31 protein-coding genes are annotated in these 20,357 nt (G+C 40.3%); 8 read left to right on the top strand and 23 right to left on the bottom strand.

Annotated elements, in window-relative coordinates:
• Window positions 1–17: 17 nt before the first annotated feature.
• Complete coding sequence (locus tag A6B41_RS10725; protein WP_027073878.1) at window positions 18–1,901, bottom strand: beta-glucoside-specific PTS transporter subunit IIABC; 1,884 nt, start codon at window positions 1,899–1,901, stop codon at window positions 18–20.
• A gap of 361 nt (window positions 1,902–2,262) precedes the next feature.
• On the opposite strand from A6B41_RS10725, the gene dapD reads away from it, so the two are divergent.
• From dapD to A6B41_RS10765, 8 genes are all read left to right on the top strand, one after another.
• A complete protein-coding gene (gene dapD, locus A6B41_RS10730; RefSeq protein ID WP_027073877.1) occupies window positions 2,263–3,087 on the top strand; it encodes a 2,3,4,5-tetrahydropyridine-2,6-dicarboxylate N-succinyltransferase in 825 nt (274 codons plus the stop codon).
• A gap of 58 nt (window positions 3,088–3,145) precedes the next feature.
• Window positions 3,146–3,604: a GNAT family N-acetyltransferase gene (locus tag A6B41_RS10735; RefSeq protein ID WP_027073876.1), complete on the top strand. Its 459-nt coding sequence runs from the start codon at window positions 3,146–3,148 to the stop codon at window positions 3,602–3,604.
• A 6-nt stretch (window positions 3,605–3,610) separates the two neighbouring features.
• Window positions 3,611–4,048: a type II 3-dehydroquinate dehydratase gene (gene aroQ, locus A6B41_RS10740; protein ID WP_027073875.1), complete on the top strand. Its 438-nt coding sequence runs from the start codon at window positions 3,611–3,613 to the stop codon at window positions 4,046–4,048.
• Window positions 4,049–4,062: 14 nt separating this feature from the next.
• Window positions 4,063–4,845, top strand: coding sequence for a glycosyltransferase family 32 protein (locus A6B41_RS10745; RefSeq protein ID WP_027073874.1), 783 nt, complete (start codon window positions 4,063–4,065; stop codon window positions 4,843–4,845).
• A 248-nt stretch (window positions 4,846–5,093) separates the two neighbouring features.
• Window positions 5,094–5,555 (top strand): acetyl-CoA carboxylase biotin carboxyl carrier protein, encoded by a 462-nt coding sequence (gene accB / locus A6B41_RS10750; protein WP_027073873.1) that lies wholly within the window; start codon window positions 5,094–5,096, stop codon window positions 5,553–5,555.
• Window positions 5,556–5,627: 72 nt separating this feature from the next.
• Window positions 5,628–6,971 (top strand): acetyl-CoA carboxylase biotin carboxylase subunit, encoded by a 1,344-nt coding sequence (gene accC, locus A6B41_RS10755; protein ID WP_027073872.1) that lies wholly within the window; start codon window positions 5,628–5,630, stop codon window positions 6,969–6,971.
• Between the two features lie 158 nt (window positions 6,972–7,129).
• On the top strand, window positions 7,130–8,326 hold the full coding sequence (locus A6B41_RS10760) for a ribosomal protein uL16 3-hydroxylase (RefSeq protein WP_027073871.1): 1,197 nt from the start codon (window positions 7,130–7,132) through the stop codon (window positions 8,324–8,326).
• An 85-nt stretch (window positions 8,327–8,411) separates the two neighbouring features.
• Window positions 8,412–8,744 (top strand): MazG nucleotide pyrophosphohydrolase domain-containing protein, encoded by a 333-nt coding sequence (locus A6B41_RS10765; RefSeq protein ID WP_027073870.1) that lies wholly within the window; start codon window positions 8,412–8,414, stop codon window positions 8,742–8,744.
• An 84-nt stretch (window positions 8,745–8,828) separates the two neighbouring features.
• Here the strand turns inward: A6B41_RS10765 and rplS are convergent, their stop codons facing one another.
• The 22 genes from rplS to rplN form a co-directional block, all read right to left on the bottom strand.
• Window positions 8,829–9,179, bottom strand: a complete 351-nt coding sequence (gene rplS / locus A6B41_RS10770) for a 50S ribosomal protein L19 (protein ID WP_027073869.1) — start codon at window positions 9,177–9,179, stop codon at window positions 8,829–8,831.
• 25 nt (window positions 9,180–9,204) lie between these two features.
• Window positions 9,205–9,960 (bottom strand): tRNA (guanosine(37)-N1)-methyltransferase TrmD, encoded by a 756-nt coding sequence (gene trmD, locus A6B41_RS10775; protein WP_027073868.1) that lies wholly within the window; start codon window positions 9,958–9,960, stop codon window positions 9,205–9,207.
• Between the two features lie 45 nt (window positions 9,961–10,005).
• Window positions 10,006–10,533 (bottom strand): ribosome maturation factor RimM, encoded by a 528-nt coding sequence (gene rimM, locus A6B41_RS10780; protein WP_027073867.1) that lies wholly within the window; start codon window positions 10,531–10,533, stop codon window positions 10,006–10,008.
• A gap of 33 nt (window positions 10,534–10,566) precedes the next feature.
• A complete protein-coding gene (gene rpsP / locus A6B41_RS10785) occupies window positions 10,567–10,815 on the bottom strand; it encodes a 30S ribosomal protein S16 (RefSeq protein ID WP_005599334.1) in 249 nt (82 codons plus the stop codon).
• Between the two features lie 188 nt (window positions 10,816–11,003).
• Window positions 11,004–11,591, bottom strand: coding sequence for an FMN-dependent NADH-azoreductase (locus tag A6B41_RS10790; protein WP_027073866.1), 588 nt, complete (start codon window positions 11,589–11,591; stop codon window positions 11,004–11,006).
• 186 nt (window positions 11,592–11,777) lie between these two features.
• Window positions 11,778–12,164, bottom strand: a complete 387-nt coding sequence (gene rplQ / locus A6B41_RS10795; RefSeq protein WP_027073865.1) for a 50S ribosomal protein L17 — start codon at window positions 12,162–12,164, stop codon at window positions 11,778–11,780.
• 33 nt (window positions 12,165–12,197) lie between these two features.
• On the bottom strand, window positions 12,198–13,187 hold the full coding sequence (locus tag A6B41_RS10800; RefSeq protein WP_027073864.1) for a DNA-directed RNA polymerase subunit alpha: 990 nt from the start codon (window positions 13,185–13,187) through the stop codon (window positions 12,198–12,200).
• Between the two features lie 30 nt (window positions 13,188–13,217).
• Window positions 13,218–13,844: a 30S ribosomal protein S4 gene (rpsD, locus tag A6B41_RS10805; protein ID WP_006250017.1), complete on the bottom strand. Its 627-nt coding sequence runs from the start codon at window positions 13,842–13,844 to the stop codon at window positions 13,218–13,220.
• Between the two features lie 28 nt (window positions 13,845–13,872).
• Window positions 13,873–14,262: a 30S ribosomal protein S11 gene (gene rpsK, locus A6B41_RS10810; protein ID WP_005705959.1), complete on the bottom strand. Its 390-nt coding sequence runs from the start codon at window positions 14,260–14,262 to the stop codon at window positions 13,873–13,875.
• Window positions 14,263–14,278: 16 nt separating this feature from the next.
• Window positions 14,279–14,635, bottom strand: coding sequence for a 30S ribosomal protein S13 (gene rpsM, locus A6B41_RS10815; RefSeq protein ID WP_005599322.1), 357 nt, complete (start codon window positions 14,633–14,635; stop codon window positions 14,279–14,281).
• A 138-nt stretch (window positions 14,636–14,773) separates the two neighbouring features.
• Entirely contained in the window at window positions 14,774–14,887 is a 114-nt protein-coding gene (rpmJ, locus tag A6B41_RS10820; RefSeq protein WP_006250018.1) for a 50S ribosomal protein L36, read from the bottom strand.
• Between the two features lie 21 nt (window positions 14,888–14,908).
• Window positions 14,909–16,231, bottom strand: a complete 1,323-nt coding sequence (gene secY, locus A6B41_RS10825) for a preprotein translocase subunit SecY (RefSeq protein ID WP_027073863.1) — start codon at window positions 16,229–16,231, stop codon at window positions 14,909–14,911.
• Between the two features lie 3 nt (window positions 16,232–16,234).
• Window positions 16,235–16,669, bottom strand: a complete 435-nt coding sequence (gene rplO / locus A6B41_RS10830; RefSeq protein ID WP_027073862.1) for a 50S ribosomal protein L15 — start codon at window positions 16,667–16,669, stop codon at window positions 16,235–16,237.
• Between the two features lie 4 nt (window positions 16,670–16,673).
• Window positions 16,674–16,850 (bottom strand): 50S ribosomal protein L30, encoded by a 177-nt coding sequence (rpmD, locus tag A6B41_RS10835; protein ID WP_006250021.1) that lies wholly within the window; start codon window positions 16,848–16,850, stop codon window positions 16,674–16,676.
• A 6-nt stretch (window positions 16,851–16,856) separates the two neighbouring features.
• Window positions 16,857–17,357, bottom strand: a complete 501-nt coding sequence (gene rpsE / locus A6B41_RS10840; RefSeq protein ID WP_005705945.1) for a 30S ribosomal protein S5 — start codon at window positions 17,355–17,357, stop codon at window positions 16,857–16,859.
• A gap of 14 nt (window positions 17,358–17,371) precedes the next feature.
• Entirely contained in the window at window positions 17,372–17,725 is a 354-nt protein-coding gene (gene rplR / locus A6B41_RS10845) for a 50S ribosomal protein L18 (RefSeq protein ID WP_025216418.1), read from the bottom strand.
• 14 nt (window positions 17,726–17,739) lie between these two features.
• Window positions 17,740–18,273, bottom strand: coding sequence for a 50S ribosomal protein L6 (rplF, locus tag A6B41_RS10850; RefSeq protein ID WP_027073861.1), 534 nt, complete (start codon window positions 18,271–18,273; stop codon window positions 17,740–17,742).
• 16 nt (window positions 18,274–18,289) lie between these two features.
• Window positions 18,290–18,682: a 30S ribosomal protein S8 gene (gene rpsH, locus A6B41_RS10855; protein WP_025216416.1), complete on the bottom strand. Its 393-nt coding sequence runs from the start codon at window positions 18,680–18,682 to the stop codon at window positions 18,290–18,292.
• Between the two features lie 36 nt (window positions 18,683–18,718).
• A complete protein-coding gene (rpsN, locus tag A6B41_RS10860; protein WP_027073860.1) occupies window positions 18,719–19,024 on the bottom strand; it encodes a 30S ribosomal protein S14 in 306 nt (101 codons plus the stop codon).
• An 11-nt stretch (window positions 19,025–19,035) separates the two neighbouring features.
• A complete protein-coding gene (rplE, locus tag A6B41_RS10865; protein WP_027073859.1) occupies window positions 19,036–19,575 on the bottom strand; it encodes a 50S ribosomal protein L5 in 540 nt (179 codons plus the stop codon).
• Between the two features lie 17 nt (window positions 19,576–19,592).
• Window positions 19,593–19,904, bottom strand: a complete 312-nt coding sequence (gene rplX, locus A6B41_RS10870) for a 50S ribosomal protein L24 (RefSeq protein WP_027073858.1) — start codon at window positions 19,902–19,904, stop codon at window positions 19,593–19,595.
• A 12-nt stretch (window positions 19,905–19,916) separates the two neighbouring features.
• Window positions 19,917–20,288 (bottom strand): 50S ribosomal protein L14, encoded by a 372-nt coding sequence (gene rplN, locus A6B41_RS10875; protein ID WP_005711998.1) that lies wholly within the window; start codon window positions 20,286–20,288, stop codon window positions 19,917–19,919.
• Between the last annotated feature and the right edge of the window lie 69 nt (window positions 20,289–20,357).

Raw genomic sequence — 20,357 nt, forward strand, 5'->3', positions numbered from 1 at the left:
TTCAACCGCTTACACCCTTATGATTTATTAAGTAATACTTTAATCAACGGTTCATTTTGATAAATGTGAGGCTCTTGCGATGCAATGACATCTAAATAATCATCGGTGTTTGCAATAATTACGGGGGTAATAGTGCTAAAACCTGCTGTTTTAATCGCCTCAATATCAAATGTTCCCAATAATTGCCCCACCTGAATTCTGTCACCATCTTTAACGAAAGACTCAAAATGTTTGCCATTGAGCTGTACTGTATCCATACCAATATGAATGAGGATTTCTAAACCATCATCTGAAACAATGTTATAAGCATGCTTAGTTGGAAACACAGAGCTGATTGTGCCGTTTACAGGAGAGAGCAGTTCACCTTTGGTTGGCTCGATAGCGACTCCTTTGCCTAATGCTTCGGAGGCAAACATTTGATCTTGAATATCTGCTAATTTATGAAGATTACCTTCCAATGGGCTGACTAAGTTAAATGTGGCAAGTGGAATTGTGGAAACCTGAACATTATTGTTTTTTTCCGATTGTGTTGACACATTGGCTGTTTGTTGTGGCAACATTGCATCACTATACCCGAACAAGTAAGTGAGTATTCCCGCTACAATAAAGGCAACAATCATTCCCACTGTATACATCACTATATTTGAACCCTCACCGATAATAACCGGATAGAGCAGTAAGCCTGAGAAACCGAAGGCAAACATCTTTGTACCGCCCCAACCAATAATTGCACCACCGACAGCACCGCCTAACACACCGTATACAAACGGCTTTTTAAAGCGTAAGGTAATACCATAAATCAGAGGCTCGGTAATACCAAGCACGCCACTAAATGTGGTTGAACCGGCAAGTGATTTGATCTCTTTATTGCGTGATTTTAGAAATACCGCAAAAGTTGCGCCGGCTTGTCCTAATACTGCAGCAGCAGTCAATGGGCCAATTAAATCAAACCCGACAACCGCCATATTGTTGATCATAATCGGCACAATGCTCCAATGGATGCCAAAGATCACCAATACTTGCCATAATGCTCCTACGACAAGCCCTGTTGCAATTGGGCTGGCTTCGTACAACCAAGCTAATACTGAGGCAATGCCGTGTCCGATAGCTCCTCCGATAGGGCCGATAACTGCGAAGGTAAGCGGGATAACAACAAGCAAGGTACAAGCCGGTGCAAAGAAATTACGAACAGATTCGTGCCAAAGGTTTTCAAAAAAACGTTGAATATAAGACTGAGCCCACACTGCAATTAAAATGGGAATAACACTGTAGGTGTAAGTCATCGTAGCCAATTCAAAACCCAAAAAATCTAACGGTTTGCCACTTGAGCTTATCTCAACAACACTCGGATAAACTAAAGCCGCCGCAACAGCAACCGCAATATAAGGACTGGCTTTCACTTTGGCGGCACAAGTAATAGCAAGTAAAATCGGTAAGAAATAGAAAGTTGAACTGGCTGCTGCATCAAGTATGGTAAATGTGCCGGAAGCCGGATCCAATAAGCCGGAAACTTGTAAAATCGCAATCAGACCTTTTAAAATACCGGCTCCTGCCATCACGCCAATAAGCGGTGTAAATGAGCCGGCTAGAAAATCAATACCTCGATTAAGCAACGATGGTTTAGGTAAATCAGCCTCATCACCTGCTTGAATATTGGCAATCTTCATTATTTCCGCATAAACTTTCGGTACATTATTACCAATGACAATCTGAAACTGCCCACCACTTTCCACCACACTGATAACCCCAGAGGTTTGCTCTAAAAGTGCTTTATCTGCGCTAGCCTGATTTTTCAACACAAAGCGTAAACGGGTTGCACAGTGTACTAATGAATGGATATTTTGTTCTCCACCGATGTGTTGGAGAATATCTTGAGCCAGTTTACTAAAATCTTTAGCCATACTCATTTCCTCTGCATATTTCAAGGTTTTAAGACAATAAAAAAGCCCAAGCAAGACAGAATACTGAATTGATACCAATACTCTGTCTTGCTTAGGCTTGCCGAATTAACGTAACACCCTAAGTGTTTTAACATTTGTAAATCTAGCGAAAAATCTCACCGCTTGCAAAAGATAATATTGAAATTTGTGAGCTATATCACAGAAATAATGGCATACAGAGCCAATAATCACACCTCGTCCTCCTCAAAAGCAAGAAACAAATATTATCGTCTTACTTTTTCTAGTGGAAAAAAAATGCGTTCTATGTTAAAAAGTCAGCCACATTTCCCTCTAAATTTTTCACTGATTAAGGAACACAACAATGTCTTTACAAGCAATTATTGAAGCGGCATTTGAACGCCGTGCAGAAATTACCCCAAAAACCGTAGATGCAGAAACCAAAGCCGCGGTTGAACAAGTTATCGCAGGCTTAGATAACGGTTCTTTGCGTGTAGCTGAGAAAGTAGATGGTGAATGGGTCGTAAACCAATGGGTGAAAAAAGCCGTATTGCTTTCATTCCGTATCGCAGACAACCAAATCATCGACGGTGCAGAAACCAAATTCTACGACAAAGTGCCGACCAAATACGGTAACTACACCGAAGAGCAGTTCAAGGCAGACGGCATCCGTGCTGTGCCGGGTGCGGTGGTGCGTAAAGGTTCTCACATCGAGAAAAACGTGGTGTTAATGCCATCATTCGTAAACATCGGTGCATACGTTGGCGAAGGCACAATGGTAGATACTTGGGTAACTGTAGGTTCTTGTGCACAAATCGGTAAAAACGTTCACTTATCAGGTGGCGTGGGCATTGGTGGTGTATTAGAGCCGCTACAAGCGAACCCGACCATCATCGGTGATAACTGCTTTATCGGCGCACGTTCTGAAATCGTGGAAGGCGTGATCGTAGAAGATAACTGCGTCATCTCAATGGGCGTGTTTATCGGTCAATCAACCAAAATTTTTGATCGTGAAACCGGCGAAGTTCACTACGGCCGCGTACCGGCAGGCTCGGTGGTGGTTTCAGGTTCTCTGCCGTCAAAAGACGGTTCACACAACCTTTACTGTGCGGTGATCGTGAAAAAAGTGGATGAAAAAACACTTAGCAAAGTGGGCTTAAACGACTTACTACGCTCTATCGAAGAGTAATAAGTCCTCCCTCACTTTGCAAAAGTGAGGGATTTTTTTACCGCTTGTAAGGAATTCTATGGCATTTACAATCCGCAAAATGGTAGAACAAGATACCAACCAAGTGTTCCCACTTATGCAAAAACTGGCTGTTTTCGAGCATTATATCGATTCCTTTGCGATCACTCCCGAAGTTGTGATTGAATCCGGCTTTCGAAAAAGCCCACCTGATTTTTATTGTTTAGTCGCTGAAAATAAGTCTAAAATTGTTGGGATGCTGGTCTATTATTTTCTACCCTATACTGCCCAAAATCGTCCTGCCATTTATATGAAAGAGCTTTATGTTGATGAAACAGCCCGTAATCAAAAAATAGGTGAAGCGTTAATGCAAGCCCTAAAGAATGAAGCTAAAGCAAATAATTGCAGTACGATAAAATGGACCGTTGCACCGTGGAATGAAGCCGATATTCGCTTCTATCACCGACTAGGGGCAAAAGAAAATAATGACTGGCTTAATTATGAACTACAAGTTAAATAGATAAAAATGAAAAAAATCCTCCTTCTTAACGGCCCGAATTTAAATATGTTGGGCAAACGTGAACCTGAAATTTACGGTTCGCAAACCTTAGCGGATATTGAAAAGCATCTAAAACAATTAGCAACTAAGCAAAACATTGAGTTAGACTGCTTCCAAGCAAACGGTGAAGAACCGTTAATTAACCGCATTCATCAAGCGTTTCAAAATACCGACTTTATTATTATCAACCCCGGAGCATTTACTCACACAAGCATTGCAATTCGTGATGCCCTGTTGTCTGTGTCAATTCCGTTTATCGAAGTGCACCTTTCCAATATTCACGCTCGTGAACTTTTCCGTCATCACTCTTATTTAAGTGATGTTGCCAAGAGTGTGATTTGCGGTTTAGGAGCAAAAGGCTATGAATACGCGTTGGATTTTGCTATTTCGCAATTAAAAAAATAAAATAAGGTCACAAAATGGCAGTTAAACACGAAAAAATTATCATACTCTGTAATGGTCTTTTCCGATTACTTGGAAATATCGTAAAAATCTCAAGCTATCCATTTCATGCTTTATTCTCCAAAAAACGATTTACGATTCCTGAGTATAGCCCGGCAAAAATACAATCAAGCAAACAAACCAAAATTACTAAAACGATTTGGCAGACTAACTATTCAAATAAAGTCACACTACCAATGTATGCAAATTATCTGTTTAATCGTCTGATGTCATTAAGTTACGATTATCGCTATGTAAGCACTGAAGAGCGAGAAGCTTATATTAAAGCCAATGCAGATGAGCGTACTTTTAATGCTTATAGTAAATTAACGGATGGTGCCGCTCAGGCAGATTTCTGGCGAATTTTCACCTTATTGAAAGAAGGTGGAATTTATATTGATATTGATGGTCATCTTGTTTACCCACTATCACAAATTATCAATGAACATGACAGCGAAGTATTAATTAAACGCCGTGATAGATATACTAACTTTTTCATCGCCAGTGAAAAAGATAACTGGATTTTAAAAGATACCTTAGAGTTAATTATCAGTAATATCGAAAACCGCCGCATTGAAGGTGGTGTATTTACAATGACTGGGCCGGAAACATTAAATCACGTTATTGGTGATAAAGCGGTAAATTACCGCCGTGATAAAGTGACATGTGCTCAAGGTACATTTACAAATGAATATTTCCAATATATTGATAAACCGGGCAGTAAGTGGAATTACAAGAAAAACGAAGAGTTACTTAAATAGTCTTACAAGCGGTTACTTTTTGCAAAAATTTTGCTGTTTTTAACCGCTTGCTCTTTTCAAATTTATTATTCCATCCAACTGGTACGATGAATGCAAAAATCATCCATTTTCGCCAAATTTCTCAGATTTTATTCGCAAAATTCGCGAAATTCAGGTATTCTACGCACAGAATTTTTAACTCTGCATTTTATTATTTAAGATAAAATGCAGGGTTCTATTTTTATTTTAATCACATACGGAATCTTATTATGGATATTCGCAAAATCAAAAAACTTATTGAATTAGTTGAAGAGTCAGGCATTACCGAATTAGAGGTATCTGAAGAAGAAGGCACTGTACGCATTAGCCGTGCTGCGCCTGTAGCTGCACCTGCTGCAATTCAATATGCGGCGGCACCTGTGGTTGCCCCTACACCTGTTGCTCAAGCTGCTGCACCTGCAGCAACCCCGACTGTAGAACCGAAAGCTGAAATTAGCGGTCATGCTGTACGTTCTCCAATGGTAGGTACTTTCTATCGTAGCCCAAGCCCGGATGCAAAACCGTTTGTTGAAGTTGGACAAACAGTAAAAATCGGTGATGCATTATGTATCGTTGAAGCGATGAAAATGATGAACCGCATTGAATCAGACAAAGCCGGTGTGGTAAAAGAAATTTTAATTAATGATGGTGAACCGGTAGAGTTTGACCAAAAATTATTCATCATCGAATAATCTCCGCTTTCTGCCCTTATTTATTGGAATAAGGGCAGATATTCAACCAATTCATTTCAAGGGAATCTCCCAATGTTAGAAAAAGTTGTTATTGCAAACCGTGGCGAAATTGCCTTACGAATCTTACGTGCCTGTAAAGAATTAGGTATTAAAACGGTTGCCGTCCACTCAACTGCAGACCGTGAATTAAAACATGTGTTACTGGCTGACGAAACGGTATGTATCGGGCCGGCACCATCTGTAAAAAGTTACTTAAATATCCCGATGATTATCGCTGCAGCAGAAGTAACTAATGCCGATGCTATCCACCCTGGCTATGGTTTCTTATCTGAAAATGCTAATTTTGCAGAACAAGTTGAAAAATCAGGCTTTGTTTTTATCGGTCCAACTGCAGATGTTATCCGCTTAATGGGTGATAAAGTATCTGCAATTAATGCGATGAAAAAAGCCGGTGTACCTTGTGTACCAGGTTCTGATGGCCCTGTCGGCAATGATCCGAAGGAAAATAAAGAAATTGCAAAACGCATCGGCTACCCTGTGATTATTAAAGCCTCAGGTGGTGGTGGCGGTCGTGGTATGCGTGTAGTTCATCAAGAGAAAGACTTGGAAGAATCTATCGCAATGACTAAGGCTGAAGCTAAAGCAGCATTTAATAACGATATGGTTTATATGGAGAAATATTTGGAAAATCCACGCCATATCGAGATCCAAGTATTAGCCGACACTCACGGTAATGCAGTTTATTTGGCGGAACGTGATTGCTCAATGCAACGCCGCCACCAAAAAGTGGTGGAAGAAGCACCAGCACCGGGTATTACGGAAGAATTACGTAAATTCATCGGTGAACGTTGTGCAAATGCTTGCCGTGAAATCGGCTATCGTGGTGCCGGTACCTTTGAGTTCTTATACGAAAACGGCGAGTTCTATTTTATTGAAATGAATACTCGCTTACAAGTAGAGCACCCGGTTACAGAAATGATTACCGGCGTGGATTTAGTCAAAGAGCAACTACGTGTAGCTGCAGGTTTACCACTTTCTATCAAGCAAGAAGATATTAAAGTGAAAGGCCATGCAATTGAGTGCCGTATCAATGCGGAAGATCCTAATACATTCTTACCTTCACCGGGTAAAATTACACGTTTACACGTACCGGGCGGTTTAGGCGTCCGTTGGGATTCACATATTTACTCAGGTTATAGCGTACCGCCACACTATGACTCAATGATCGGTAAATTAATCACTTTTGCGGAAGATCGTAGCATTGCTATTAGCCGTATGGAAAATGCGTTATCTGAAACGATTGTAGACGGAATCAAAACCAATATTCCTTTACACAAACAGATTCTTTCAGATAAAGAGTTCCGTAAAGGCGGCACTAATATTCACTATCTCGAGAAGAAACTTGGATTAAAATAATCTATTTCAGACTAAGGCGAACAAAATGTTCGCCTTTTTTATATTTTTTGCCGCAAAATTTGAACTATGTCGCTAAATTCAAAAAATGTTTAAGGCTCCAAGGCATTTCTCAGGTAGAATAGTAAATTAACAAAATAAAACCATCACAAGGAGCATCTATGAACATTCCATTCTGCTTACCTGAAAACATCAGCCCCGAAACATTTTTACGAGAATATTGGCAAAAACGCCCATTGCTTATCCGTAATGGTTTACCGCAAATTGTCGGTCTATTTGAGCCGGAAGATATTATGGAACTAGCATTGGAAGAGGAAGTTACTGCTCGTTTAATTCAATGTAAGAATGATAACTGGTCTGTTAAAAGTAGCCCACTTGCAGAGGAAGATCTCCAAAAATTACCGGAACAATGGTCTATTATGGTGCAAAATCTTGAACAATGGTCACCTGAATTAGGCGAATTATGGCAAGCCTTTGGTTTTATTCCGCAGTGGCAGCGAGATGATATTATGGTTTCTTGCTCTCCATTAGGGGGAACAGTGGGAAAACATTATGATGAATATGATGTTTTCCTCGTGCAAGGCTACGGCCAACGCCGTTGGCAGCTCGGCAAATGGTGCGATCCTAGCACAGAATTTAAACCAAACCAGCCTATCCGCATCTTTGATGATATGGGTGAGTTAGTGCTGGATGAAGTGATGAATCCGGGTGATGTGCTCTATGTTCCTTCTCGTATGGCTCATTATGGCGTATCAGAAAGCAACCAAGGGCTTACCTTCTCCTTTGGACTACGTTATCCAAATGCGACAGATTTATTGGAAAATATCTGTAAAACAATTGAGCAACAATCTGAAATTATCAACACTGCAGAGTTTCAGCTCCCATTCCGCCTAAGCCCGGACGAGCAGCCGAATGCCTTATTAGATCCTAAAATGGTTAAAGAGTTGAAACACCAACTTATTGATTTGCTACAAAACTCCGAGCAGTTTGATGATATATTCACTCATAGCGTCGCAACAGCAGCAAGTGCTCGCCGTTATGAACTACTGCAAACTGATAACGAATATTATCCGGACGAAGTCCAGCAAGTACTGGAAGAAGGCGGTTGGTTACAACAAGATGCAAACGTGAAAATTCTCTACACTGAGAATCCGCAACGTCTTTATGTGAACGGTGAATGGATTGATGAACTCAACGAGGCAGAAATGGCGTTGTTAATCCGTATCGCCAATGGCGACTCAATTTCGTGGAATAAACTTGCTTCTAAAGTGTTAGATCAGGCGGAATTAGAGCTTATGCTAGATACCATCTGCGACTGGCTAGACAGCGGCTGGATCATTTTGTCTGAAGCGGAATAATCACTAACACCTTTTACAAGCGGTCAAATTTACAAATATTTTTGCAAATTTAACCGCTTGCTCGTTTTTCTATTAGGAACAAAAAATGCAAATCGAACAATATCAACAATGGGTTCGGGAATTTTATCAACAACAAGGTTGGTATGAACGTAATCCTTTTATGAGAATGACCTATCTCACCGAAGAAATCGGCGAGGTTGCCTGTGCGGTGAGAGCTATTGAAATCGGGCGTGAACGACCGGATGAAACGGAAGCATCACAAAAGCAAAAGCGGGATAATTTAATTGAAGAGCTAGGCGATGTGATGGACAATCTATTCGTTCTGGCAGACAGGTACGGCATCTCAATGACAGAAGTGATAGAACGCCATCAAACCAAATTTGAAGATCGCTATTTGCAAAAAAATCACGAAAAATAACCGCTTGCCAGATCATTTTATAAGAAAAAAGCCTTGGTCTTCCCAAGGCTTTTATGCATATCAGCTAAGCTATTCTGCAACCAATTAGTTGCCAAGACGCTCTTTGATACGTGCAGATTTACCTGAACGCTCACGTAAGTAGTAAAGTTTAGCTTTACGTACCGCACCTTTACGTTTAACTGTAATAGTGTCGATTACCGGTGAGTGAGTTTGGAATACACGTTCAACGCCTACGCCGTTTGAAACTTTACGTAGTGTGAATGCAGAGTGCAAGCCACGGTTACGAATTGCAATAACCACGCCTTCGAACGCTTGCAAACGTTTTTTACTACCTTCTACTACCCATACCTTAACTTCTAATGTGTCACCCGGACGGAAGCTAGGTAAATTTTGTTTTAACTGTTCTTGTTCAAGTTGTTTGATGATGTTACTCATTTTAAAAACCTTCTAAATCCTAGAATTAACTGATTTTGTGTTGTTTTTTGATTTTATTCAACAACACTCGCTGTTCGTCAGTCAGAGCTAGGCTATCCAATAGCTCAGGGCGTCTTAACCACGTTCTCTCAAGCGATTGTTCTAACCGCCATTTGCGAATTTGTTCGTGATGTCCAGACATCAGTACTTCCGGGACAGGCATACCGTCTAACACTTCAGGGCGGGTATAATGCGGGCAATCCAATAAACCTTCCGCGAAAGAATCTTCCAACGCCGAAGCTTGCTTGCCTAATACACCCGGAACAAACCTTGCAACTGCATCAATTAATGTCATTGCAGGCAATTCTCCCCCTGTCAGCACGTAATCTCCGATTGACCATTCCTCATCAACTTCGGTTTGAATCAACCTCTCATCAACCCCTTCATATCGTCCACAGATTAAAATCAGTTTCTGATTTGAAGCTAACGTTTGCACGCCGGCTTGATCGAGCTTACGTCCTTGTGGTGAAAGGTAAATTACTTTAGCCTCTACACCATCTACTGCCTTGGCAGCCTCTTTAGCTGCATGAATTGCATCACGCAAAGGCTGAACCATCATTAACATTCCCGGACCACCACCATAAGGGCGGTCATCTACAGTTTTATGTTTATCGAATGTAAAATCACGAGGATTCCAACACTCAATTTGCAGTAGGTTTTGTTTAACTGCACGTCCTGTTACCCCAAAATCGGTGATTGCTTTAAACATTTCAGGAAACAGTGAAATGATACCAATCCACATAATTAACTCCTCAAATGCTTTTAAAAGCTAACCGCATACCTGAGGTTAGAAACCAGCATCCCACTCCACCGTAATGGTTTTGGTGGCGAGATCTACTCTTTTAACTACTTGTTCATATAAGAACGGAATTAATCGTTCTTGTTTACCGAAAGCATCTTTGCTGTTTGCACGCACCACTAATACATCATTTGAACCTGTTTCCATCATTTCAGTTACAGTTCCCATTGTGTAGCCTTCTAAGTTTACAACTGTACAACCGATTAAGTCGTGCCAGTAATAATCACCTTCTTCCAATTCAGGAAACACAGATAAATCCACACCAATTTCAGCATTGGTTAATAACTGTGCTGCTTCACGGTCTTCCGTACCTTTTAATTTCACAATCAAATCATTGCTATGATAACGCCAGCTTTCTAATTCGACCTCTTGCCACTGCCCTTTAATTTTTAAAAACCATGGCTGATAATCGAAAATACTTTCAGATTGTTCTGTTGATGAATAGAGGCGTAACCAGCCACGGATGCCATAGGTTGAACCTAATTTCCCGACAACTTCGATTTTTTGTTCGCTCATACCCACCTACTTATATAATTTTGGCTTAAAAAATTAAGCTGCTTTGCGAGCTTCTTTAACTAAAGAAGCAACACGGTCTGATAAATCAGCACCTTTAGCAACCCAAGCATCCACTTTAGCTACATCTAAACGTAAACGCTCAGCTTGGCCTGCTGCTAATGGATTGAAGAAACCGATACGCTCGATAAAGCGACCATCACGAGGTGAACGGCTGTCCGCTACCACGATTTGGTAAAATGGGCGTTTTTTAGCTCCGCCACGAGTTAAACGAATGGTTACCATAACCTTTCCTCTAAATGTTGATAGTAAAAAATAAACCCTCGTTCGAGGTGAGGGTAACGAACTTGTCTCAAAAAGAGAAAACAAGCGGTCAAATTATACAGATTTTTTGCAAAAAAACAAGGAAGATCGCTAAATCAAAAAGACGTAGGGGCAAATCATTATTTGCCCCTACCATGATAATTATTTCCTTAGAATGTTGCTGCAATACGATCTAATTCTATTTTCGCTGCTGTAACCGCCTTTTCTGCCACCTCCGGACCGTAACCGATACCTTCCGCATACACAAACTCAACATCAGAAATACCGATAAAGTTTAACACTGTTTGCATATAGGTTTTTGCTAAATCAGCAGGACCATCTTTATAGATGCCGCCGTGAGCTAACACCACAATCGCTTTTTTACCAGTGATTAAACCTTCAGGACCGTTTGCACCATATTGGAAAGTCACGCCCGCACGGTTTAAATAATCAATATAGGTTTTTAACTGTGCAGGAATGCCTAAGTTATACATTGGCACACCGAAAACTAATACATCCGCTGCTTTCACTTCACCAATAAGCTTATCTGATAATGTTAATGCTTGGCGTTGTGCATCATTTTGCGGCTCAGAACGAGTACCTACTGCAGCGTTAAGATCATAATATGGTAATGGGTTAGCACCGAAATCATATTCAGTGATATTAGCTGAAATTTTGCTTTTAAAATAATCAACTAAGTGATTTGATTGAGAGTTAGCGGCCAAAATACTAGACTTAATAACTAATACATTTTTCATTGGGAATCCTTTTAAGTATCAAAAATTGTGATTAGTTTATATCTAATAATAAAAAGATAAAGAGAAAAAATGTGAATAAATTATTTACTCATAAGAAACAATTACAAGCGGTGATCTTTTAGCAATTTTTTGCAAAATAAAAACCCCGATATTTCTATCGGGGTTTTAGGCTCAAACTTAATTAGATTATTCCGCTGCTGCTTCTGCTGCAACTTCCGGACGATCTACTAACTCAATGTATGCCATTGGTGCATTATCGCCTGCACGGAAACCACATTTTAAGATGCGGGTGTAACCACCAGCACGATTTGCAAAACGCGGACCTAATTCATTGAATAATTTAGCAACTGTATCAACGTTGCGTGTACGGGCAAAAGCTAAACGGCGATTTGCAACGCTATCTGCTTTAGCTAAAGTAATTAACGGTTCAACTACACGACGTAACTCTTTTGCTTTTGGTAAAGTTGTCTTGATGATCTCATGTTCAACTAGAGAACTTGCCATATTACGGAACATCGCTTGGCGATGGCTGCTGTTACGGTTTAATTGACGTCCACTCTTACGATGGCGCATAACCTATTCCTTCTTAGAAAATCTATACCGAAACTAGTCTTCTGCAATACTTGCAGGTGGCCAGTTTTCAAGGCGCATACCGAGTGATAAGCCACGAGAAGCAAGAACATCTTTAATCTCTGTAAGAGATTTTTTACCCAAGTTAGGGGTTTTAAGTAGTTCAACTTCTGTACGTTGGACTAAATCACCGATATAGTGAATTGTCTCTGCTTTCAAACAGTTAGCAGAACGAACTGTCAGCTCTAAGTCATCTACTGGACGAAGAAGAATAGGATCAAACTCCGGTTTTTCTTCTTTCACTTCAGGCTGACGAACATCACGCAAATCAACGAATGCAGCAAGTTGTTCTGCTAAAATCGTTGCAGCACGACGGATAGCTTCTTCTGGATCTAATGTACCATTAGTTTCCATCTCAATAACTAATTTATCTAAGTCTGTACGTTGTTCAACACGAGCAGCTTCGACATTATAAGCAATGCGATCTACTGGGCTGAAACGTGCATCTACCAATAAACGACCAATTGGGCGGTCATCGTTTTGAGTATGAAGACGTGCAGATGCAGGCACATAACCACGACCACGTTGAACTCGAATACGCATATTAATTGACGCATTCTTATCTGTTAAATTACAGATAACATGATCGGGATTTACAATTTCCACATCGCCATCGTGTGTGATGTCGGCTGCAGTTACAGGGCCAATTCCAGATTTATTTAGTGTCAAAATAATATCATCTTTATTTTGCACTTTTACCGCTAGACCTTTAAGGTTTAATAATACCTCAAGAATATCTTCCTGAACGCCTTCTTTGCTGCTGTATTCATGTAATACACCATCAATTTCAACTTCAGTAACTGCACAACCCGGCATAGATGAAAGTAAAATGCGGCGAAGTGCGTTACCTAACGTATGGCCAAAACCACGCTCTAACGGCTCTAATGTCACTTTAGCATGAGTTGAGCTTACTTGCTCAATATTCACTAAGTGTGGCTTTAAAAATTCTGTCACAGAACCCTGCATTTTTTCCTCTCTTTGCGGTTAAGCTAACTATTATTTAGAGTAAAGCTCAACAATCAGATGTTCATTAATATCTGCTGATAGATCAGAACGCTCAGGACGACGTTTAAATACGCCTTCCATTTTAGTTGCGTCAACTTCTAACCATGTTGGTTTTTCACGTTGAGTAGCTAATTCTAATGATGCCTTAATACGTGCTTGTTTTTTCGATTTTTCACGAACAGCAACCACATCATCAACAGAAACTTGGAATGAAGGAATGTTTACTACACGACCGTTTACTACGATAGATTTGTGGCTAACAAGTTGGCGTGCTTCAGCACGAGTTGCAGCAAAACCCATACGATAAACTACGTTATCTAAACGACCTTCTAATAATACTAATAAGTTTTCACCTGTATTACCTTTTAAGCGATTCGCTTCTGTATAATAGTTACGGAATTGACGCTCTAAGATACCATAAATACGGCGAACTTTTTGTTTTTCACGTAATTGACTACCGTAGTCAGATAAACGTGGCTTGCGAGCACCATGCTGACCAGGAGCTACATCAAGTCTATTTCTACATTTTGATTCAATCGCACGAACGCCTGATTTTAAGAATAAATCAGTACCTTCACGACGGCTTAGCTTGAGCTTAGGACCCAAATATCTTGCCATTTTCTTTCTCCAATTATTCTAACGTCAATTATACGCGACGTTTTTTCGGTGGACGACAACCGTTATGAGGAATCGGAGTCACATCTGTAATGTTCGTGATACGGAAACCCGCTGCATTTAATGCACGGATTGTAGATTCACGACCTGGACCCGGACCTTTAACCATAACTTCCAAATTCTTTAAACCAAACTCTTTAACCATTTCTGCACAACGCTCTGCAGCAACTTGAGCAGCAAATGGAGTTGATTTACGAGAACCACGGAAACCTGAACCACCTGCAGTTGCCCATGCTAGAGCGTTACCTTGACGGTCAGTAATAGTAACGATTGTGTTATTGAAAGATGCGTGGATATGAGCTACGCCATCTGCAATCTGTTTTTTAACGCGCTTACGTGCGCGAACTGGTGTTTTAGCCATTATTTATCTACTCCGACTATTTTTTGATCGGTTTGCGTGGACCTTTACGGGTACGCGCATTAGTCTTAGTACGTTGACCACGTACCGGTAAACTACGACGATGACGTAAACCACGGTAGCAACCTAGGTCTAAAAGACGTTTGATGCTTAAAGTCACTTCACGACGTAAATCACCTTCGACAGTAAATTTACCAACTTCTTCACGCAGTTTTTCAATCTGCTCTTCAGACAATTCTCTGATCTTTACATCTTCAGCAATACCCGTTGCAGCACAAATTGCTTTAGCACGAGTTTTACCGATACCGTAAATTGCAGTTAATGCGATTACAGTGTGTTTTTGATCAGGAATGTTAATGCCTGCAATACGGGCCACTATGCACTCCTATTATTTAAGTTTATTGATATACTGATCTTGAAAAGCCCGTTTCAGGATACTCAAACAGTATATCAGGACGAATGAGCTGAGCAGTATAACTGCTCAGCAGGTTCTTTGCAAGAAATATGCGTAAAATTAACCTTGACGTTGTTTGTGTTTAGGATCGCTACAAATTACACGAACCACACCTTCACGTTTGATTACTTTACAATTACGGCACATTCTTTTAACTGAAGCACGAACTTTCATTGCTTATCCTTTGTTAAGGGCTTATTGACCTAAGCCTTTTAAGTTAGCTTTCTTCAACACAGAATCATATTGTTGAGACATTAAATGACTCTGAACCTGTGCGATGAAATCCATAATAACAACCACTACAATTAATAAAGAGGTTCCACCTAATTGGAATGGAACTTTCCATAATGATGTAATGATATAAGGAACCAAACAAACAAAAGTAATATACAACGCACCGATTAAAGTTAAGCGCGTCATTACTTTATCAATATAACGAGATGTTTGTTCGCCTGGTCGATAACCTGGTACAAACGCACCTGATTTCTTAAGATTATCCGCTGTATCACGAGGATTATACTGCATTCCTGTATAGAAGAATGCGAAGAAAATCACTGCCATTGTAAATAGTACAATATACAATGGTTGACCTGGCTGTAATAGTTGTGAAAGGTTAAATAACCATTCAAAACCTTCACTTTGACCAAACCATTGAGTAATACTTGCAGGGAATAAAATAATACTTGAAGCAAAAATTGCCGGTATTACGCCTGCCATATTAACTTTAAGTGGTAAGTGAGAAGATCTTGCAGGTGCCATCATTCTACCTTGCTGGCGACTTGCATAATTCACAACAATTCTTCTTTGTCCACGTTCAACAAAAACAACAAAATAGGTTACTGCAAATGCAATTATTGCTACTAGTAATAATACAATGAAAGACAGCTCACCTTGGCGAGTTTGTTCAATTGTCTGCCCAATTGTTGCAGGAAGATCTGCAACAATACCTGCAAAAATAATCAATGAGATACCGTTTCCGATACCACGTTCAGTGATTTGCTCACCTAGCCACATTAGAAACATAGTTCCCGTTACTAAGCTAATTACAGAAGTTATATAGAATAACATACTTGGATTAGGAACTAATCCTTGTACCATATTCGGTAGGGCTAGTGAAATACCAATAGACTGAATAAATGCTAATAGCAATGTACCATATCGCGTATATTTGCTAATTTTTCTACGACCAGCCTCACCTTCTTTTTTCAATTCAGCTAAAGGGGGATGAATCGCTGTCAATAATTGAATAATAATTGACGCTGAAATATAAGGCATAATACCTAATGCAAATATAGATGCACGGCTTAAAGCACCACCAGAGAACATATTAAACATATCAATGATGGTGCCTTGCTGTTGTCGAATTAATTCGGATAATACAGAAGCATCAATGCCAGGAACAGGTATAAAAGAACCGATACGGAAAACGATTAACGCACCTAAAACAAATAACAATCTTGATTTAAGCTCGCCAGTCCCTTTTTGTGTACTACCTTGGTACCCTGGTTGCTTTGCCATCTATTATTCCTCGATAGAACCGCCAGCAGCTTCGATAGCAGCTTTAGCACCTTTAGTTACACGTAAGCCTTTAACCACAACTGCTTTTTCAATTTTACCAGCTAAAATAACTTTAGCTGATAAAATATCTTTAGTAATGATATTAGCTGCTTTTAACGCATCTAAAGTTACTTCGTTACCATCTACTTTAGCTAAGTCGTTTAAACGAATTTCAGCTACGCGTAATGCTTGTAGTGAAGTAAAACCAAATTTTGGTAAACGACGGTATAAAGGCATTTGACCACCCTCGAAACCACGGCGAACTTTCCCACCTGAACGAGATTTTTGACCTTTATGACCACGACCACCAGTTTTACCTAAACCAGAACCAATACCGCGACCTAAACGTTTTGCACTGTGCTTAGCACCTTCAGCCGGAGAAAGAGAATTTAAACGCATTCTATTATTCCTCCACTTTAACCATATAAGATACTTGATTGATCATACCACGCACTGCTGGTGTATCTTCAAGTTCTACAGTATGACGAATATGACGAAGACCTAAGCCTTTTAACGTTGCTTTATGTTTCGGTAAACGAGCGATAGAGCTACGAGTTTGAGTTACTTTAATTTTTGCCATATCCAATTACCCCAAAATTTCTTCAACTGTTTTGCCACGTTTTGCAGCAACCATTTCAGGTGATTTCATGTTCTCAAGTGCATCAATTGTTGCACGAACAACGTTAATTGGGTTGGTTGAACCGTACGCTTTAGAAAGAACGTTACGAACACCTGCTACTTCTAACACAGCACGCATTGCACCACCAGCGATGATACCAGTACCTTCGCTTGCTGGTTGCATAAATACACGTGAACCAGTGTGTGAACCTTTAACAGGATGTTGTAATGTTCCTTCATTTAAAGCTACATTAATCATATTGCGACGAGCTTTTTCCATCGCTTTTTGGATTGCTGCTGGAACTTCACGTGCTTTACCGTAACCAAAACCTACACGACCGTTACCATCGCCCACTACTGTTAAAGCAGTGAAACTCATAATACGACCACCTTTTACGGTTTTAGATACACGGTTAACCGCGATTAGCTTTTCCTGCAGTTCACCAGCTTGTTTTTCGATGTTTGACATCTCAAATTCCTCTATTAGAACTGAAGACCAGCTTCACGAGCAGCATCTGCTAATGATTGTACACGACCGTGGTATTTGAAACCTGAACGATCGAATGCAACCGCTTGAATACCTTTGGCAATCGCACGCTCAGCAACGATTTTACCCACTACTGCTGCGGCTTCTTTATTACCAGTATATTTAACTTGCTCTTTAATTACTTTCTCAACAGTTGAAGCTGCTGCTAAAACTTCTGAGCCGTTTGGTGCGATAACCTGCGCATAGATATGACGCGGGGTACGATGCACGACTAAGCGTGTTGCACCTTGCTCTCTCATTAAGTGACGTGCACGGCTTGCACGACGGATACGAGCTACTTTCTTATCCATAGTGTTACCTTACTTTACTTTTTCTTCGCTTCTTTAGTACGTACTACTTCATCAGAGTAACGTACACCTTTACCTTTATAAGGCTCAGGTTTGCGGTATGCACGAATATCTGCTGCCACTTGACCGATTAACTGTTTGTCAGCACTTTTCAGAATAATTTCTGTTTGTGATGGACATTCACCAGTTACGCCTGCTGGCAACGCATGTTCTACAGGGTGTGAGAAACCTAAACTTAAAGCAACTGAGTTGCCTTTCATTTGGGCTCTGTAACCAACACCCACTAATTGCAATTTCTTAGTAAAGCCTTCAGTAACACCGATAACCATAGCATTAACAAGTGCACGAGCAGTACCTGCTTGCGCATCTGCATTAGCAACACCTTCACGAGGTGCAAAAGTTAATGCGTTAGCGTCATGTTTTACTTCAACTGCATGATGAATTTCGCGAGATAACTCGCCGTTTTTACCTTTAACTGTTAATAGCTGACCGTTAAGTTTTACCTCAACACCGGCAGGAATATTAACAGGTGCTTTTGCAACACGAGACATTTTTCCTACCTCTCTATTATGCTACGTAACAGATAATTTCACCGCCTAAACCTGCTTGACGAGCAGCACGGTCGGTCATTACACCTTTAGATGTAGAAACAACTGCAATACCTAAACCACCCATTACTTTTGGTAACTCGTCTTTACGTTTGTAAATACGAAGACCAGGACGGCTCACACGTTGAATACTTTCTACAACTGGTTTATTTTGGAAATATTTTAAAGTAATTTCCAGTTCAGGTTTTGCACCCTCAACAACTTTAACGCTTTCGATATAACCTTCTTCAGCTAAAACATTTGCAATAGCAACTTTTAACTTAGATGAAGGCATACTGATTGCAACTTTGTTCGCAGCTTGACCGTTACGAATACGGGTCAGCATATCTGCGATTGGATCTTGCATGCTCATGTATTTACTCCCATGATTCCAAATTAAAAGAGGTTATTACCAGCTAGCTTTCTTAAGACCCGGGATTTCGCCACGCATTGCAGCTTCACGGACTTTAATACGGCTTAAACCAAACTTACGAAGTACACCATGTGGACGACCAGTTTGACGGCAACGATTACGCTGACGAATCGGGCTAGAATCACGTGGAAGTGTTTGTAATTTTAACACTGCATCCCAACGTTCTCCATCTGAAGAGTTTACATCAGAGATGATTTTCTTTAACTCTTCACGTTTTGCGTAGAATTTATCAGCTAATTTAGCACGTTTTACATCACGTGCGATCATTGATTGTTTTGCCACGATAACCTACCTTATTTACGGAATGGGAAATTGAAAGCCGCTAATAAAGCTTGACCTTCTTCATCGCTTTTCGCTGTTGTGGTAATAGTAATATCTAAACCACGTACACGATCTACTTTATCGTAGTCGATTTCAGGGAAAATGATTTGTTCACGAACACCCATACTGTAATTACCACGACCATCGAATGACTTAGCGTTTAAACCACGGAAGTCACGGATACGTGGAACAGCGATAGTAATCAATCTTTCAAAGAATTCCCACATACGTTCACCACGTAGGGTTACTTTGCATCCGATTGGATATCCCTGACGGATTTTAAAGCCTGCAACAGATTTGCGTGCTTTTGTAATTAAAGGTTTTTGACCGCTGATTGCTGTTAAATCTGCTACTGCGTTATCTAACAGTTTTTTGTCGGTCAATGCTTCACCCACACCCATATTCAGGGTTATCTTTTCGATTCGTGGGACTTGCATGACAGATGAGTAGTTGAATTTCTCTTTTAATTCATTAACTACTGTATCTCTGTAGTAATCATGCAGTTTCGCCATCGCATTACTCCAGTTAATTAAATGATTTCATTATTAGATTTGAAGAAACGTACTTTTTTGCCGTCTTCAATTCTAAAACCTACACGGTCAGCTTTATTTGTTGCCGGGTTAAAGATTGCAACGTTTGACGCATCAATCGCAGCTTCTTTTTTCACTAAACCACCAGCTTTACCTAATGCTGGAACTGGTTTTTCATGTTTAGTGATTATGTTGATCCCTTCAACAACCACTTTACCATTTGGTAACACAGAAGTTACCTTACCACGTTTGCCCTTGTCTTTACCAGCAAGAACAATTACTTCATCGTTTTGACGGATTTTAGCAGCCATTACATTCTCTCCTTACAGTACTTCTGGAGCTAAAGAGATGATTTTCATAAACTTCTCAGAACGAAGTTCACGAGTCACCGGTCCAAAAATACGAGTACCGATTGGTTGCTCTGTGTTATTGTTTAAAATTACACAAGCGTTGCCATCGAAACGAATAACTGCGCCATCTGGGCGACGAACACCCTTCTTGGTGCGCACAACAACTGCTTTTAACACATCACCTTTTTTAACTTTACCGCGTGGAATTGCTTCTTTTACAGTAACTTTAATGATATCGCCAATAGCAGCGTAACGACGGTGCGATCCACCTAGAACCTTGATACACATTACGCTACGAGCCCCTGAGTTATCAGCAACATCCAGCATAGTCTGTTCTTGGATCATATTAGTGCTCCGTTAAATAAAAAAAACACCCTTTCGGGACGAACCTGTTTACACTATATAAACAGGATG

The organism is Mannheimia granulomatis (assembly GCF_013377255.1).
Lineage (GTDB): Bacteria > Pseudomonadota > Gammaproteobacteria > Enterobacterales > Pasteurellaceae > Mannheimia > Mannheimia granulomatis.